The following is a 14,322-nucleotide window of genomic DNA, read 5'->3' on the forward strand; positions in this document are numbered from 1 at the left end:
TGAAGACGGTCGGCCGCTACTGGATCGAGATCGTGGCCTTTGCCGCCGGAGTGCCAGCGCGCCGTTGCCTGACGCAATCAGGCCGCGGGCGAAAGCCAGTGGTCGAGGAATCGCGTGAGCCAGTTCTTCACGGGCCCATCGTGGACGAGGTTTGCGTCCAGGTGGGCTCTTGCATGCTGGGCATTGGGCATCACGAAGCGATGTGCCCCCAGCACGGCCCAGCGGTGCATGGTGAGCCGCGTCACCTCCGGATGGAACTGGATGCCATAGGCCTTGCCGCTATAGCGGAATGCCTGGTTCTCGAAGGTATCCCCGGTTGCCAGATGAACCGTGCCCGATGGCAGGCTCAGGCCCTCGCGGTGCCAGTGATAGACATGCTCGGGCCACGGCCCTAGTCCGAGCCCCTGCCCGTGCTCCGTCGGACGCAGAGGATAGTAACCGATCTCGACCAGCCCATCGGCATGAGGGCCCACGCTGCCGCCCAGATGCTTTGACAGCATCTGCGCGCCAAGGCAGACGCCGAGGAAAGGCTTGTCCTCTTTCAGCGGCACGCCGATCCAGTCGATCTCGCGGGAGATCCAGTCGTCACTGTCATTGGCGCTCATCGGCCCGCCGAAGATGACGGCGCCCGCATGGTTTGCCATGGTCGGAGGAAGCGGGTCACCGAGGCAGGGCCTGCGGATGTCCAGACGGTGGCCACGCGCCGCCAGCATGTGGCCGATGCGGCCTGGCGTCGAGGACTCGGAATGAAGAACGATGAGAATGTCTTGCGTCATGGCAGATGATCCGTCAGCGGACCTTCTGCCATGATTTGGGCGGCGGCGTCGATACCTCAGCGCCGATAGATCAGATGATCCAGAGAGAGTTTTCCCGGCCCATACTTGATGAGCATCAGGAGAACCGCGGCCCAGGTTCCGTGCAGCACGTAGGCGCCGGGGTAGACGAAGATCTCTATCACCAGCGTCATGATCAGAAGGCCCAGCGCCGAGAACCGCGTGGCAAGCCCCACGAAGAGCAGCACCGGAAGAACATGCTCAGCCACCTGGGCGCTCAATGCCGCAAGTTCTGGCGGCAGCAGGGGAACCTTGTACTCATTCTGAAAGAGGAACAGCGTCTTGTCGTTGACATGAAAGATGTTCCAGCCATCGACCTTGGTGCGCCCGGAATTCCAGAACACCAGCCCGATGGAGAGCCGCCCGATAAGGCCGATGATTGAATGCGGTATCTTGGCCAGAAGATTAAGCAGCGCGTCGATAAGGCGTGTCATGCGGAAAAACCTGTGATGAGACCGAGTGAGAAGGCACCGCCAATCTGGGCGGAAATGTCGAGATCGGGGCATAGCGTGGCAGCGGCTTCCACGGCGTCGGCAAGGCTGTCGCCCCGTTTCAGCGCCATGAGGAAGGCGAAGGTTTCAGGCGAGACGGTGCGAATGCCGATTTCCGCGGCGGGTCTCGACACCAGAACATGCTGCGGCTGGTCCAGCGCGAACGTGCCCATGGCGGCTCCGCCATGGTGAGCCTCCCAGATCGAAGCCACCGCATGGCGCGAGGCCAGAAGCCCGGCGGACGGATGAAGGTTGAGGCGAAGCTCGCCCAGCACGTCGGGCGCCATCCCGGCATAGGCGGAGGCTGCCAGCGGCTGTGCCTCCGGGGCGTGATAGGCTTGCCACCACAGGCTTTCGAGTTCGGCCACATCGCCCAGATACGGAACGCTTGAGGCGGGCGCGAACCCTCGTATGAAATCCGCAAACGTGGCGCCATATTCGATCAGCACCGGAGACTGCGGCCGCGTGGCCTCGGCAAATCGGCTCGCCATGCCGAAGAAGAATTCCTCGCCGACAAGCTGCGCGGTGACCGGGTAGCGCACCTGCAGCGCCGAGACCAATGCGGCGGCGACATTGTTGCGGTAGACGCGCATGCGCGGGTGCGGCAACGGACATGACCAATCGCCAATGGCCCTTTGAAACTGGTGTTCCTGCATCATGCAGCCTCGGCGCCAAGGGTGAGAATGGCGTCGGCGCGGCGGGCTTCCGCCAGAAGTGCGGCCAGCGGCGGAACATTGGCATCGCGCTCGATGAGGGTCGGCAGGGGACCGGTTCGGGCGATCACCTCGGCATAGAGGCCCCACACCGGGTCCGTGACCTCGGAACCGTGGGCATCGATCAGAAGCTCTTCGCCCATCTGGTCCAATGTCACCTCATGGCCGGCCAGGTGAATCTGCTGCACGTGAGCCAGGGGATAGGCCTCGATATAGTCGAGCGGGATGGTTTTCAGGTTGCGCGCCGACACGAAGACATTGTTGACGTCGAGCAGCAGCCCGCATCCGGTACGCTTCGCGATTTCCGCGATGAATGCGGCTTCGGACCAGGTGCTCTCCTCAAAGCTCAGATAGCTTGACGGATTCTCCAGCAGCATCTGGCGGCCGACGGCGGATTGTGTCTCATCGATGTGATCGCAGACGCGCTGCAAAGCCTCGTCCGTGTAAGGGATTGGCAGCAGGTCGCTCAGATATCCGGAGTCATGGGTAGACCAGGCCAGATGCTCCGAGAACAGGCCGGGACGATAGCGGTCGTTCAGGGCCTTTAGCCTTGCCAGATGGCTCTTGTCGAGCGGGGCATGCCCGCCGATCGAAAGACCCACGCCATGGAGGGAGAGCGGATAGAGATCGCGGATTGCGGTGAGGTACCTGTGCGGCGGACCGCCCCCGCCCATGTAGTTCTCGGCATGGATTTCAAAGAATCCGAGCGTAGGCTTTGCCGCCAGGATGTCGCGATAATGCTCGGCCTTGAGGCCAAGGCCGGTGCGGGGCGGTATGGTGCGTGAAGCGGTCATGGGAAAACGGGGCACGGTTGCGGCCGTGCCCCGGTCAAGCATCAGGCCGGGCGTTCGATGGGTTCGAGCGAGCCCGGTCCGAGCGGGGTCTCCATCGAGACGCAGGTGCCCTTCGGAACCAGCTTCCAGGCATTGCCCTGGTAGTCAATGGTCGAGGATCCGGCACAGCTCGTGCCCTCGCCGGCCTTGCAATCGTTCTGGCCCTTCAGCGAGACGCCGTAGCACTTCTCCATGTCGGCGGCCTGGGCGGGAACCTGCAGCGCCGTGGTGGCAACGGCTGCGGTCAGGGCGCCTGCGATGGCGAGCAGCGTGTTGCGGCGGGTGGTGGTGGTCATGGAAATTTTCGTCCGTTGTTTCCAGTTTTTGCACTGTCGCCTAAAAGACGTTCAATTGGAAATCACGTGCACGTCAAGTCTTGATCGCAGCCGGATCACCTTGCCGTGTTCGCCCTTCGAGCATGACCACCGCCAGGCCCGCCAGCATGATGAGCGCCATCCCGGCAATCGCGAGCGTGTTCGGGGTCTCGTTAAAGATAAGATAACCCGAGAGCCCTGCCCAGAGCATGAAGGAGTAGTTGAAGGGCGCCACCACCCGGGCTGGAGCCAGGCGATAGGCCATGAACACGAAGGCATGGCCGCACATGAGGAAGAAGCCGGCAATCGCCATCAGTCCGCCATGCCGCCATGTGGGTGCCACCTGGGTTTCGAACAGCAGCGAACACACGATCGCCGAGAGCATCACGATCAGCAGCGTCGAGAAGGTGACGATGAGGGCTGGCGTTCCCTCTGGAACCTTGCGCGAGAGAATGTCGCGGCCAGCCGCGCCCACGGCGGTGAAGAAGCCGAAGATGGCGAAGGGTGAGGCCGAGTCCCCCGCCGGCTGGGCCACCAGCAGGGCCCCGGTGATGCCCAGTCCCACCAGCGCCATCCGCAGGCCGCCGACCTTCTCGCCAAAGAACAGCCACATGCCAAGCAGCACGATGAAGGGAGCGATCTGGGCGATGGCCGTTACATCCGCGATGGGCATCTGGCCCAGCGCGAGGATGAAGCTCAGGATGGCGAAGACCTCGCTCAGCGAGCGCAGCACCACCCAAGGATGGAAGGCCTTCGGCAGGTCCCGCCCCAGGCCGAAAAGAAACAGCACGGGCAGGCACCAGAGGCAGGCTGCGACACCGCGCATGATGAGGACCTGGAACGGCGGCGCATCCTCCAGCGCCAGCTTCATGCAGCTGTCATTCGCGACGAAGGCGCCCGTAGCGACGATGATCGCGCCGATGCCGCGCAGATTGTTCGAGATGGCCATTCTTGTCCTGCTTGGCGGGAGAGAGAGTCAAAGGCTTTCCCTAGCCGCAAGACGGTCGAATCGCAAACGAGCCCCGCTCAGGGCGCAAGGGTGATCGGCACACGCAGGTAATGGACCCCATTGACATCCGCCGGCGGAAGCTTTCCTGCGCGCATGTTGACCTGGATCGACGGCAGCAGCAGCGTCGGCGCGGACAATGTCGCATCGCGCGAAGTCCGCATCTTCACGAACTCGTCCTCGCTCACACCCTCATGCACATGGATGTTGCGATCGAACTCTTCGCCGACCGTCGTTTCCCAGGCAAAATGCGTGCGGCCTTCCTTGGGCAGATAGTCGTGGCACATGAAAAGCCGAGTCTGCCGCGGCAGCGCCATGAGCTTGCGGATCGAGCGGTAAAGAATCCGGGCATCGCCGCCGGGAAAGTCGGCGCGCGCCGTGCCGTAGTCCGGCATGAACAGCGTATCGCCTACGAAAACCGCGTCCTCGATCTTGTAGGAGACGCAGGCCGGCGTATGGCCGGGCGTGGCAATGACCTCGCCGGCAAGCTGGCCGATCTCGAACCGGTCGCCATCCTTGAACAGGATATCGAACTCCGAGCCGTCTCCCGAGACGTCGGTCGCGTTGAACACAGGCCGGAAGATTTTCTGCACCTCGCGGATGCGCTCGCCGATGGCGACCTTGGCCCCGGTCTTCAGCTTGATATAGGGAGCACCCGAAAGATGATCGGCGTGAACATGCGTCTCGAGCACCAGGCCGATGGTGAAGCCTTCCTGCTTTGCCCTCGCCATGATCGCGTCGGCCGAACGCGCGTTGGCCTTGCCGGACTTGTGGTCATAGTCCAGCACCGGATCGACGACGGCGGCCTGCTTCGTCACCGGGTCCGCCACCAGATAGCTCACGGTATTGGTGGGTTCGTCAAAAAAGGCATGGATGATGGGCTGCGGCATGTCCGGGTTCTCCCTCGCTTGCGAAATCTGCTTGACTATATATTAGAATAATCTAAATTAGCAAGAGACAAAAGCGAGGATACCATGACGGTTCTGGCAATTGACCCTTCAATGGCTGGCTTCGAAGCGAATGCTGCCGAGGCAACCACCATGCTGAAGGCGCTCGCCAATGAGAAACGCCTGATGATCCTGTGCAAGCTGCTTGAACATGGCGAAATGGGCGTCATGGCCCTGTCCGCCGAAGTCGGCTTGAGCCAATCAGCGCTTTCACAGCACCTCGCCCGGATGCGCGAGGAGAAGATGGTGGACTTCCGCCGCGAGGCGCAGTCGCTGTTCTATCGCGTCTCCGACCCGCGGGTGAAGGACATCCTCGCAACCCTGAAAACCATCTTCTGCTGATCGAAGGACTGTATCATGCCGCTGAAGCACATCACTGCCGCCGAAGCCAAGCGCCTTGTCGATGACGGCGCCCTCCTCATCGATATTCGCGAGACAAATGAATATGCCGCCGAGAACATTCCCGGTGCGCGCAATGCGCCCTTGTCGCGGCTGGGAGCCGGAGCGACAGTCGGCGATGCGCCGGTCATCGTTTTCCATTGCAAGTCGGGTGCACGCACCCGCATGAATGCCCACGCGCTGGCCAATTGCGCCGACGCCGAGGCCTATATTCTTGATGGCGGCATCGAGGCCTGGAAGAACGCGGGCCTTCCCGTGAAGCGGGGCTGACCGCCAGTCTCAACGGCCGTATCGACCGGCCCTTTCGGCGATTGATTGGCCATGCTTGAGTTGCAAGACTTTCTCTCCATCATCTCGGGTTCGCTCGTGGGCTTCGTGCTGGGGCTTGTGGGCGGCGGCGGATCGATCATTGCCGTGCCGCTGCTGCTCTATGTGGTCGGCATCGGCAGCCCGCATCTGGCGATCGGCACGAGTGCCATCGCGGTCTCGCTCAGCGCGGCCTCGAACCTCGTGAACCACGCGCGCAAGGGCATGGTGAAATGGCCCTGTGCCGTCACCTTTTCGCTGGCCGGCGTTGCGGGCGCATGGGCAGGATCGTCCGTCGCGATGAAAGTTCCGGGCCAGCACCTGATGGCGCTTTTCGGCGCGCTCATGGTGGTGGTCGGAGTCGTGATGCTCCTGCGGAAGGACGCGGAGGGCAATCCCGGCATCCGCCTCAACGTCGGCAACGCCCGGGAACTGCTGCCGCTCTTGCTGCTCATCGGCTTCAGCGTCGGGGCACTGTCGGGCTTCTTCGGCATTGGCGGCGGCTTCCTCATCGTACCGGGACTGATGCTGGCGACGGGCATGCCCATCGCCTATGCCATCGGCACCTCGCTCGTCGCCGTCACTGTCTTCGGCGCCACCACCGCCTCGAACTATGCGCTGTCGGGTCTTGTCGACTGGCGCATCGCGGGGCTGTTCATCGGCGGCGGAGTGCTGGGCGGCATCATCGGCACCTTCGCGGGGCATAGGCTTGGGAAATCCAAGGGCACGCTATCGATGATCTTCGCGGTCTTCGTCATACTCATCGGAGCCTACGTGGTGTGGAAAGGGCTTTCGCCGCTCATCGCCGCATAAGATCGAGCATGAGGAACACGCTGTTCGGATCGGGCCGGTAATCGCCAAAAGGTCCGCTAGCCACAAAGCCGTGCTTGCGATAGAGCGCGACGGCTGGGACGAAGAGCGCGAAAGAGCCCGTCTCGAGACTGAGCCGCGTTATGCCGGAAGACTTCGCCTCGCCGATGATATGGCGAAGCATGCTGCCGGCAATGCCCTTCCTTTGAAAGCCCTCGACGGTGCGCATGGATTTCACTTCGCCATGAAATCGGTCGAGCGCTTTCAGCGCGCCCATCCCGGCCAGCATGTCATCTTCCCACACGGTCCAGAACCGGATCGAGGGGTTGCGCAATCCCTTGAGGTCGAGCGCGTGCGCGCTGCCCTTGGGCGTCTGCGCATGCATAGTGCGATGATGGTGTTCCAGCAGCGCCACCACGCGCGGATCATCGAAGTCGCCGGGAATGATGCACAGCATGATGATGCTTCACACCATGAACAGGAAATAGCGGGCCCCGCTGTTGCCGGGCGTTTCGAAGAGGCTTGCCCCATGCAGCCGGTAGCGCAGGCAGTCACCCGGTGATAGCCGATGGCGGATGCCGTCGATGGTCAGCGCCAGCGCGCCCTCGATCATCACGAGATGATGTTCGAGGCCGGGCCGCGGCGGGCGGTCATAGGCGATGCGGGTTCCCGCTTTCAGCGTGCAGTCGATCACTTCGCCGGAAAGGCCCGGCCCCGGCGGCGACACGGCGCGGCGGAGGAAACCCGTCTCCGGGTCCGTCCAGACCACTTGCCCGTCACGCGTCAACAGCGGCGGAAAGCCCTCCTCCACCAGAACCATGAGCCGCGACAGGGTTAGGCCGAAGGCGCCGCAGATCTTGCCCAGCACGCTGGCCGTTGGACTGACCTCGCCGTTCTCGATCCGCGACAGGCTGGCCCGGCTGACCCCGCTCCGTCCCGAAAGTTCTTCCAGCGGCCATTGCCGCTCGGTGCGCAGCGATTTGATCCGTTGCGCAATGCGGCGGTCGATGCTTTCATTGAAGAGATCGGTCTGTTCCATATTCGGGAAAATATCTCGTTTATGAGATAAGTCAATGGCGCAATTTTATTGCGTATTTTTGAGCGAACTGATTCCTTCCTTGCGCGGCGCCCCTCAATCTGGCATACAGATTTAGGACAGTGCTACTGTCCTTTCGCGGTGTTAATCAAGGCAAGTGGAACCGGATGCTCCGGAATACGACCACACAGACCCTGAATACGACGGCCAAACCGGCCGTTGACGCCGCATGCATGCCACGAGCTGCGCTCCGCAAACGCAAGTAAGGGCCAGGCTCAGGGCAAACGAAGTGCCCAGGAGTTTGATCGCCCGGACGGGTCCGGAAGCCACCCAGAGGCTCCATCCCCAGCCAAGATCGACGCCTGCGCAACAGAGGACTTGAACGACGCCTGCAGGTTCAATGACGAGCCTGATGGGTTTAAGATGGGCTGAGGAAGATTGAAGGAGATGGCCATGAACATCCAATACCGGCCAGAAGGACTTCCGCAAGCGCATGGTCTCTATGACCCGCGCAACGAACACGATGCCTGCGGCATCGGCCTCATCGCCAACATCCACAATGCAAAAAGCCACCGCATGGTGGCGGATGGCCTGTCCATCCTGAAGAACCTCGAACACCGCGGTGCCGTGGGCGCCGACCCGAAGGCGGGCGACGGTGCCGGCATCATGATCCAGATCCCCCATGGCTTCTTCGGCGGAGAGGCCATGCGCCTCGGCTTCGAGCTGCCGGGCCCGCAGCACTATGGCGTTGGCCAGCTCTTCATGCCGCGCGAGCCCATTTACCGTCAGGACGTCGAGCGCATCTGGTGGGAAACCGCGCGTGAAGAGGGCCTCAAGATTCTTGGCTGGCGCGACGTGCCGGTCGATAGCGCCGTGCTGGGCTATTCGGTGAAGGGCACCGAGCCCTTCCATCGCCAGGTGTTCATTGGACGCGGGCCCACGATCCGCGACGAAGCCCATTTCGAGCGGAAGCTGTTCGTCTGCCGCAAGGTGGTATCGAACCGCGTACTCGAAGTGCTGGGTGCCAATGCCCGGACGTATTATCCTGTATCGGTCTCGGCCCGCACCGTGGTCTACAAGGGCCTCGTGCTCGGCAAGGACTTAGGCTCCTATTACAAGGACCTTGAAGACCCGCGCATGGACTCGGCCTTCGCCATGGTCCACCAGCGCTTCTCGACCAACACGTTCCCCTCGTGGCCGCTCTCGCACCCCTATCGCTTCGTTTGCCACAACGGCGAGATCAACACGGTGCGCGGCAACTACAACTGGATGGCGGCGCGTCAGGCCAACATGAAGTCCGACATGCTGGGAGAAGACCTCTCCAAGCTGTGGCCGATCTCCTATGAAGGCCAGTCCGACACGGCGTGTTTCGACAACGCGCTCGAATTCCTCACCATGGGCGGCTACTCGCTTCCCCATGCGATGATGATGCTGATCCCCGAAGCCTGGGCCGGCAACCCGCTCATGGACGAAGACCGCCGCGCCTTCTACGAATATCATGCGGCCTTGATGGAACCGTGGGACGGCCCCGCCGCCATGGTCTTCACCGACGGCAAGCTGATCGGCGCCACTCTCGACCGCAACGGCCTCAGGCCCTCGCGCTACATGACGAGCGATGACGGTCACATCCTGCTCGCCTCCGAAATGGGCTGCTTGCAGTTCGCCGAAGAACACATCACCCACAAGTGGCGCCTGCAGCCCGGCAAGATGCTGCTCATCGATCTTGAGCAGAAGCGCATCATCTCGGATGAGGAGCTGAAGAAGCAGCTCTCGACGGCACATCCCTACAAGGACTGGCTGAAGCGCACCCAGGTCGTGCTGAAGGACTTGCCCACGGCGAAGACCAAGCGCGCCCGCTCGACTGTGGCCCTGCTCGACCGCCAGCAGGCTTTTGGCTACACACAGGAGGACCTGAAGGTCCTTATGGCGCCGATGGCCCAGACCGGCCAGGAGGCCGTCGGCTCGATGGGCAACGACGCGCCGATCTCGGCGCTGTCGGACCGCCCCAAGATGCTCGACACCTATTTCAAGCAGAACTTCGCGCAGGTGACGAACCCCCCGATCGACCCGATCCGCGAGGAACTGGTCATGTCGCTGGTGTCCTTCATTGGCCCCCGCCCGAACCTGCTCGATCTCAAGGGCACGTCGACCCACATGCGGCTGGAAGTCTCGCAGCCCATTCTGACGAACGATGATCTGGAGCGCATCCGCACCATCGGAGCCGTTGCCGACAATCCGTTCCGCACCGCCACCATCGACATCACCTATGATGTGGCGAACGGCCATGACTACATGGAAGCGGCGCTCGATGCCGTATGCGCCATGGCCGAGCGCGCGGTGAAGGACGGCTTCAACATCATCATCCTGTCGGATCGCGCGGTCTCGGCCGAGCGCGTGCCGATCCCGGCTCTGCTGGCGACGTCCGCCACGCACCATCACCTGATACGCAAGGGCCTTCGCACCTCCGTTGGTCTCGTCGTGGAGACGGGCGAGGCCCGCGAGGTGCATCAGTTCGCAGCGCTCGCTGGCTATGGCGCGGAAGCCGTCAATCCCTATCTCGCCTTCGAGACGCTGGAAGACATGCTCCCCACCCTCGAAGAGAAGATCACCGCCTACGAAGCGGTCAAGCGCTACATCAAGGCGGTCGACAAGGGCCTGCTGAAGGTCATGTCCAAGATGGGCATCTCGACCTACCAGTCCTATTGCGGCGCGCAGATTTTCGACGCTGTCGGCCTCTCCACCGATTTCGTGAAGAAGTATTTCACCGGTACCGCCACGCAGATCGAAGGCGTGGGCCTTCTTGAAATCGCGGAAGAAGCCTTCCGGCGCCATGAGAACGCGTTCGGCGAAAACCCCGTGTTCCGCGCAGCGCTCGACATCGGCGGCGACTATGCCCAGCGCATCCGCGGCGAGGCGCATGTGTGGAACTCGGATACCATCTCCAACCTCCAGCACGCGGTGCGCGGCAATGCCAAGGACAAGTACCTGGCTTTCGCCAAGCACGTGAACGAGCAGTCGGAGCGGCTGAAGACCATGCGCGGCCTGTTCCGCATCCGGACGGCGGAAGAGATGGGGCGGAAGCCCATCGACATCTCCGAGGTCGAGCCGGCCGCGGCAATTGTCAAGCGCTTCTCCACCGGCGCCATGTCCTACGGCTCGATCAGCCGCGAGGCGCACACGACGCTCGCCATCGCCATGAACCGCATCGGCGGCAAGTCGAACACCGGTGAGGGTGGCGAGGAAGCCGACCGCTACAAGCCGCTGCCCAATGGCGACTCGATGCGCTCCGCCATCAAGCAGGTGGCGTCGGGCCGTTTCGGGGTGACCACTGAATATCTCGTCAACTCCGACATGATGCAGATCAAGATGGCGCAGGGCGCCAAGCCCGGCGAAGGCGGACAATTGCCCGGCCACAAGGTCGATGCCACCATCGCCAGGGTGCGCCACTCGACGCCGGGCGTGGGCCTGATTTCGCCGCCGCCGCATCACGACATCTATTCGATCGAAGACTTGGCACAGCTCATCTTCGACCTGAAGAACGTCAACCCCGCAGGCCAGGTCTCGGTCAAGCTCGTCTCGGAAGTCGGCGTCGGCACAGTCGCCGCGGGCGTCTCCAAGGCGCATGCCGATCATGTGACGATCTCGGGCTACGAGGGCGGCACCGGCGCTTCCCCGCTGACATCCATCAAGCATGCGGGCTTGCCGTGGGAAATCGGCCTGGCCGAAACCCAGCAGACGCTCGTCGCCAACGACCTGCGCGGCCGCATCGCGGTGCAGGCCGATGGCGGCATCCGCACCGGCCGCGATGTGATGATCGCTGCACTTCTGGGTGCTGACGAGATCGGCTTCGCCACGGCACCGCTGATCGCCGCAGGCTGCATCATGATGCGCAAGTGCCATCTGAACACCTGCCCCGTGGGCGTCGCCACGCAGGACCCGGAGCTTCGCAAGCGCTTCAAGGGCCAGCCGGAACATGTCATCAACTTCTTCTTCTTCGTCGCAGAAGAACTCCGCGAACTGATGGCCTCGATGGGCATCAAGAGCTACAACGAGCTGATCGGCGAGACGGCATGGCTCGACCAGGCCACCGCGATTGCGCATTGGAAGGCGCGTGGCCTCGACTTCTCGAAGATCTTCGCGAAACCCGATGTCGTCGGCCCCATCGCCACCAAGAAGGTCACGGTGCAGGACCATGGCATCGACAAGATTCTCGACCGCAAGCTGATCGCCGAGGCGCAGCCCGCGCTCGAAAGCGGCAAGCCCGTCGAGATCGTGTCCGACATCCATAACTATGACCGCACGGCGGGCGCCATGCTTTCGGGCGAGGTCGCCAAGCGCTATGGCCACAAGGGCCTGCCCGAGGACACGATCAAGGTGAAGTTCACCGGCATCGCAGGGCAGAGCTTCGGTGCCTGGGCTGCAGCGGGCGTCACGCTGGAACTCACCGGCGAGGCCAACGACTATGTCGGCAAGGGACTGTCGGGCGGCAAGCTCATCGTCCGCCCGCATGACAGGATCGGCTTCGTGCCGGAGAAGTCGATCATTGCAGGCAACACGGTTCTCTATGGCGCCATCACGGGTGAATGCTATCTGCGTGGCGTCGCGGGCGAGCGTTTCGCCGTGCGCAATTCCGGCGCCGTCGCCGTCGTCGAGGGTGTGGGCGACCACGGCTGCGAATACATGACCGGCGGCGTTGTTTTGGTGATCGGCGACACGGGCCGCAACTTCGCGGCGGGCATGTCGGGCGGCATTGCCTATGTGCTGGATGAAGCGGGCGACTTCGCCAAGCGCTGCAATCTCGCGATGGTCGATCTCCAGCCGGTTCCGGCGGAGGAGGCGACCTTCGAGAAGATCATGCACAGCGCAGGCGACCTGCAGAGCCATGGCCTCGTGGACGTCACCTCGCAGATGGACCGCAAGGATGCCGAGCGCGTATGGGAACTCCTCTGCCGTCACGTGAAGTACACCGGATCGTCGCGGGCGAAGACGATCCTCGACAACTGGGCGGAGTTCCTTCCGAAATTCGTGAAGGTGATGCCGGTCGAATATGCCCGCGCATTGCAGGAACTGGAAAAGGCACAGGCCACGAGCGATGGCCTTACGATTGGCGTCAAGAGGAGCGCATAAGATGGGAAAGGTGACTGGCTTCCTCGAGATCGACAGGCAGGACCGCAAGTACGCGCCTGCTGCCGACCGCATCCGCAACTACAATGAATTCGTCATTCCGCTCTCCGAAGAGGGCGTGAAGAACCAGGCGGCGCGCTGCATGAACTGCGGCATTCCCTTCTGTCACAACGGCTGTCCGGTCAACAACCAGATCCCCGACTGGAACGACCTCGTCTATCTGGGCGACTGGGAAGAGGCCTCGCGCAATCTTCACTCGACCAACAACTTCCCCGAGTTCACGGGGCGTGTGTGCCCGGCACCTTGCGAGGCATCCTGCACGCTGAACCTCGAGGATGCTCCGGTCACCATCAAGACCATCGAATGCGCCATCGTCGACAAGGCGTGGGAAAACGGCTGGATCAAGCCCGAAAGCTATCGCGAGAAGACCGGCAAGAAGATCGCCATCATCGGTGGCGGTCCGGCGGGCCTCGCGGCGGCCCAGCAACTCGCGCGGGCCGGTCACAACGTTCATCTCTTCGAGAGAAATGCCCGGGCCGGCGGCCTGCTGCGCTATGGCATTCCGGACTTCAAGATGGAGAAGCACCTCATCGACCGCCGCGTGGCGCAGATGGAAGCCGAGGGCGTCACCTTTCACTATGGCACCCACATTGGCGTCACCCAGGATGCGCAACAGATCGTCGACAGCTTCGACGCCGTGCTCCTGACGGGTGGCTCAGAAAAGCCGCGCGACCTTCCTGTTCCGGGCCGTGAATTGGCTGGCGTTCACTTCGCCATGGAATTCCTACCGCAGCAGAACCGCCGTGTGTCGAAGGAACCGCCGCTCGACAACCACCCGATCCTCGCTACGGCCAAGCACGTCGTCGTCATCGGCGGCGGCGATACGGGCTCGGATTGCATCGGCACGTCGAATCGCCAGGGCGCGCTTTCGGTGACGCAGCTCGAAGTCATGCCGCAGCCGCCCGAAAAGGAAAACAAGCTCCTCACTTGGCCAAACTGGCCCCTGAAGATGCGCACCTCGTCTTCTCACATGGAAGGCGCCGAGCGCGATTTCTCGGTGCTGACCAAGTCCTTCTCGGGCGAGAACGGCGAAGTGAAGAAGCTTCACTGCGTCAAGGTCGATGCCGCCATGAAGGAGATTCCGGGAAGCGAGTTCGAGCTGAAAGCCGATCTCGTGCTGCTCGCCATGGGCTTTGTGCATCCGGTACACGACGGCATGCTGAAGTCACTGGGCATCAACCTCGATGGCCGCGGCAACGTCAATGCCAACGTGATGAACTACAAGACCAATGCGGAAAAAATCTTCTCTGCTGGCGACATGCGCCGCGGCCAGTCGCTCGTCGTCTGGGCCATCCGCGAAGGCCGCCAGGCCGCCCGCGCCGTTGATGAATACCTGATGGGCGAGTCCACCCTGCCGCGCTGAGGCAGATCTGCCATCACATAATTCCGTCATGCCCGGACTTGTTCCGGGCATATCTTTTCTTGGAACCATCAAGGGACAGATGAAGCA

Annotated in this window: 14 protein-coding genes; 5 read left to right on the forward strand and 9 right to left on the reverse strand. The window is 62.5% G+C overall.

The window, feature by feature from the left end:
- Window positions 1–77 precede the first annotated feature (77 nt).
- The 7 genes from ACEW8Q_RS01725 to ACEW8Q_RS01755 all read right to left on the reverse strand — a co-directional run bounded on the left by ACEW8Q_RS01725 (window position 78) and on the right by ACEW8Q_RS01755 (window position 5,080).
- Window positions 78–776: a glutamine amidotransferase gene (locus ACEW8Q_RS01725; protein WP_373502325.1), complete on the reverse strand. Its 699-nt coding sequence runs from the start codon at window positions 774–776 to the stop codon at window positions 78–80.
- 56 nt (window positions 777–832) lie between these two features.
- Window positions 833–1,267, reverse strand: coding sequence for a DoxX family protein (locus tag ACEW8Q_RS01730; RefSeq protein WP_373502326.1), 435 nt, complete (start codon window positions 1,265–1,267; stop codon window positions 833–835).
- On the reverse strand, window positions 1,264–1,983 hold the full coding sequence (locus ACEW8Q_RS01735; RefSeq protein ID WP_373502327.1) for a DUF2063 domain-containing protein: 720 nt from the start codon (window positions 1,981–1,983) through the stop codon (window positions 1,264–1,266). Before ACEW8Q_RS01735 ends, ACEW8Q_RS01730 begins: the two co-directional genes overlap by 4 nt.
- Entirely contained in the window at window positions 1,980–2,831 is an 852-nt protein-coding gene (locus tag ACEW8Q_RS01740) for a DUF692 domain-containing protein (protein WP_373502328.1), read from the reverse strand. Before ACEW8Q_RS01740 ends, ACEW8Q_RS01735 begins: the two co-directional genes overlap by 4 nt.
- A 41-nt stretch (window positions 2,832–2,872) precedes the next feature.
- Complete coding sequence (locus ACEW8Q_RS01745) at window positions 2,873–3,166, reverse strand: DUF2282 domain-containing protein (protein WP_373502329.1); 294 nt, start codon at window positions 3,164–3,166, stop codon at window positions 2,873–2,875.
- A 73-nt stretch (window positions 3,167–3,239) separates the two neighbouring features.
- Entirely contained in the window at window positions 3,240–4,133 is an 894-nt protein-coding gene (locus ACEW8Q_RS01750; protein ID WP_373502330.1) for a DMT family transporter, read from the reverse strand.
- Between the two features lie 77 nt (window positions 4,134–4,210).
- A complete protein-coding gene (locus ACEW8Q_RS01755) occupies window positions 4,211–5,080 on the reverse strand; it encodes an MBL fold metallo-hydrolase (protein ID WP_373502331.1) in 870 nt (289 codons plus the stop codon).
- A gap of 84 nt (window positions 5,081–5,164) precedes the next feature.
- Between ACEW8Q_RS01755 and ACEW8Q_RS01760 the strand changes: the two genes are divergently transcribed.
- Genes ACEW8Q_RS01760 through ACEW8Q_RS01770 form a run of 3 tightly spaced genes read left to right on the forward strand, consistent with a single transcriptional unit; the run spans window position 5,165 to window position 6,655 of the window.
- A complete protein-coding gene (locus ACEW8Q_RS01760) occupies window positions 5,165–5,479 on the forward strand; it encodes an ArsR/SmtB family transcription factor (protein ID WP_373502332.1) in 315 nt (104 codons plus the stop codon).
- A 15-nt stretch (window positions 5,480–5,494) separates the two neighbouring features.
- Window positions 5,495–5,806 (forward strand): rhodanese-like domain-containing protein, encoded by a 312-nt coding sequence (locus ACEW8Q_RS01765; RefSeq protein ID WP_373502333.1) that lies wholly within the window; start codon window positions 5,495–5,497, stop codon window positions 5,804–5,806.
- Window positions 5,807–5,857: 51 nt separating this feature from the next.
- Complete coding sequence (locus ACEW8Q_RS01770; RefSeq protein WP_373502334.1) at window positions 5,858–6,655, forward strand: sulfite exporter TauE/SafE family protein; 798 nt, start codon at window positions 5,858–5,860, stop codon at window positions 6,653–6,655.
- Here ACEW8Q_RS01770 and ACEW8Q_RS01775 read toward each other — a convergent pair.
- Entirely contained in the window at window positions 6,642–7,109 is a 468-nt protein-coding gene (locus ACEW8Q_RS01775) for a GNAT family N-acetyltransferase (RefSeq protein WP_373502335.1), read from the reverse strand. The genes ACEW8Q_RS01770 and ACEW8Q_RS01775 overlap by 14 nt on opposite strands.
- 9 nt (window positions 7,110–7,118) lie before the next feature.
- Entirely contained in the window at window positions 7,119–7,691 is a 573-nt protein-coding gene (locus ACEW8Q_RS01780; RefSeq protein ID WP_373502336.1) for a helix-turn-helix domain-containing protein, read from the reverse strand.
- Window positions 7,692–8,141: 450 nt separating this feature from the next.
- Here ACEW8Q_RS01780 and gltB point away from each other — a divergent pair, with 450 nt between their 5' ends.
- The gene (gene gltB, locus ACEW8Q_RS01785; protein WP_373502337.1) at window positions 8,142–12,815 is read left to right on the forward strand and encodes a glutamate synthase large subunit; all 4,674 of its coding nucleotides are present in this window, start codon (window positions 8,142–8,144) and stop codon (window positions 12,813–12,815) included.
- Between the two features lies 1 nt (window position 12,816).
- Complete coding sequence (locus ACEW8Q_RS01790; RefSeq protein ID WP_373502338.1) at window positions 12,817–14,235, forward strand: glutamate synthase subunit beta; 1,419 nt, start codon at window positions 12,817–12,819, stop codon at window positions 14,233–14,235.
- The last annotated feature ends 87 nt before the right edge of the window (window positions 14,236–14,322 follow it).

It is taken from the genome of Aestuariivirga sp. (assembly GCF_041738905.1).
Classification (GTDB): Bacteria; Pseudomonadota; Alphaproteobacteria; order Rhizobiales; family Aestuariivirgaceae; genus Aestuariivirga.

Excerpts from the sequence above, each read along its gene's own strand:
- ACEW8Q_RS01725 (WP_373502325.1), bottom strand. The coding sequence starts at position 776 with ATGACGCAAGACATTCTCATCGTTCTTCATTCCGAGTCCTCGACGCCA.
- ACEW8Q_RS01730 (WP_373502326.1), bottom strand. The coding sequence starts at position 1,267 with ATGACACGCCTTATCGACGCGCTGCTTAATCTTCTGGCCAAGATACCG.
- ACEW8Q_RS01735 (WP_373502327.1), bottom strand. The coding sequence starts at position 1,983 with ATGATGCAGGAACACCAGTTTCAAAGGGCCATTGGCGATTGGTCATGT.
- ACEW8Q_RS01740 (WP_373502328.1), bottom strand. The coding sequence starts at position 2,831 with ATGACCGCTTCACGCACCATACCGCCCCGCACCGGCCTTGGCCTCAAG.
- ACEW8Q_RS01745 (WP_373502329.1), bottom strand. The coding sequence starts at position 3,166 with ATGACCACCACCACCCGCCGCAACACGCTGCTCGCCATCGCAGGCGCC.
- ACEW8Q_RS01750 (WP_373502330.1), bottom strand. The coding sequence starts at position 4,133 with ATGGCCATCTCGAACAATCTGCGCGGCATCGGCGCGATCATCGTCGCT.
- ACEW8Q_RS01755 (WP_373502331.1), bottom strand. The coding sequence starts at position 5,080 with ATGCCGCAGCCCATCATCCATGCCTTTTTTGACGAACCCACCAATACC.
- ACEW8Q_RS01760 (WP_373502332.1), top strand. The coding sequence starts at position 5,165 with ATGACGGTTCTGGCAATTGACCCTTCAATGGCTGGCTTCGAAGCGAAT.
- ACEW8Q_RS01765 (WP_373502333.1), top strand. The coding sequence starts at position 5,495 with ATGCCGCTGAAGCACATCACTGCCGCCGAAGCCAAGCGCCTTGTCGAT.
- ACEW8Q_RS01770 (WP_373502334.1), top strand. The coding sequence starts at position 5,858 with ATGCTTGAGTTGCAAGACTTTCTCTCCATCATCTCGGGTTCGCTCGTG.
- ACEW8Q_RS01775 (WP_373502335.1), bottom strand. The coding sequence starts at position 7,109 with ATGCTGTGCATCATTCCCGGCGACTTCGATGATCCGCGCGTGGTGGCG.
- ACEW8Q_RS01780 (WP_373502336.1), bottom strand. The coding sequence starts at position 7,691 with ATGGAACAGACCGATCTCTTCAATGAAAGCATCGACCGCCGCATTGCG.
- gltB (WP_373502337.1), top strand. The coding sequence starts at position 8,142 with ATGAACATCCAATACCGGCCAGAAGGACTTCCGCAAGCGCATGGTCTC.
- ACEW8Q_RS01790 (WP_373502338.1), top strand. The coding sequence starts at position 12,817 with ATGGGAAAGGTGACTGGCTTCCTCGAGATCGACAGGCAGGACCGCAAG.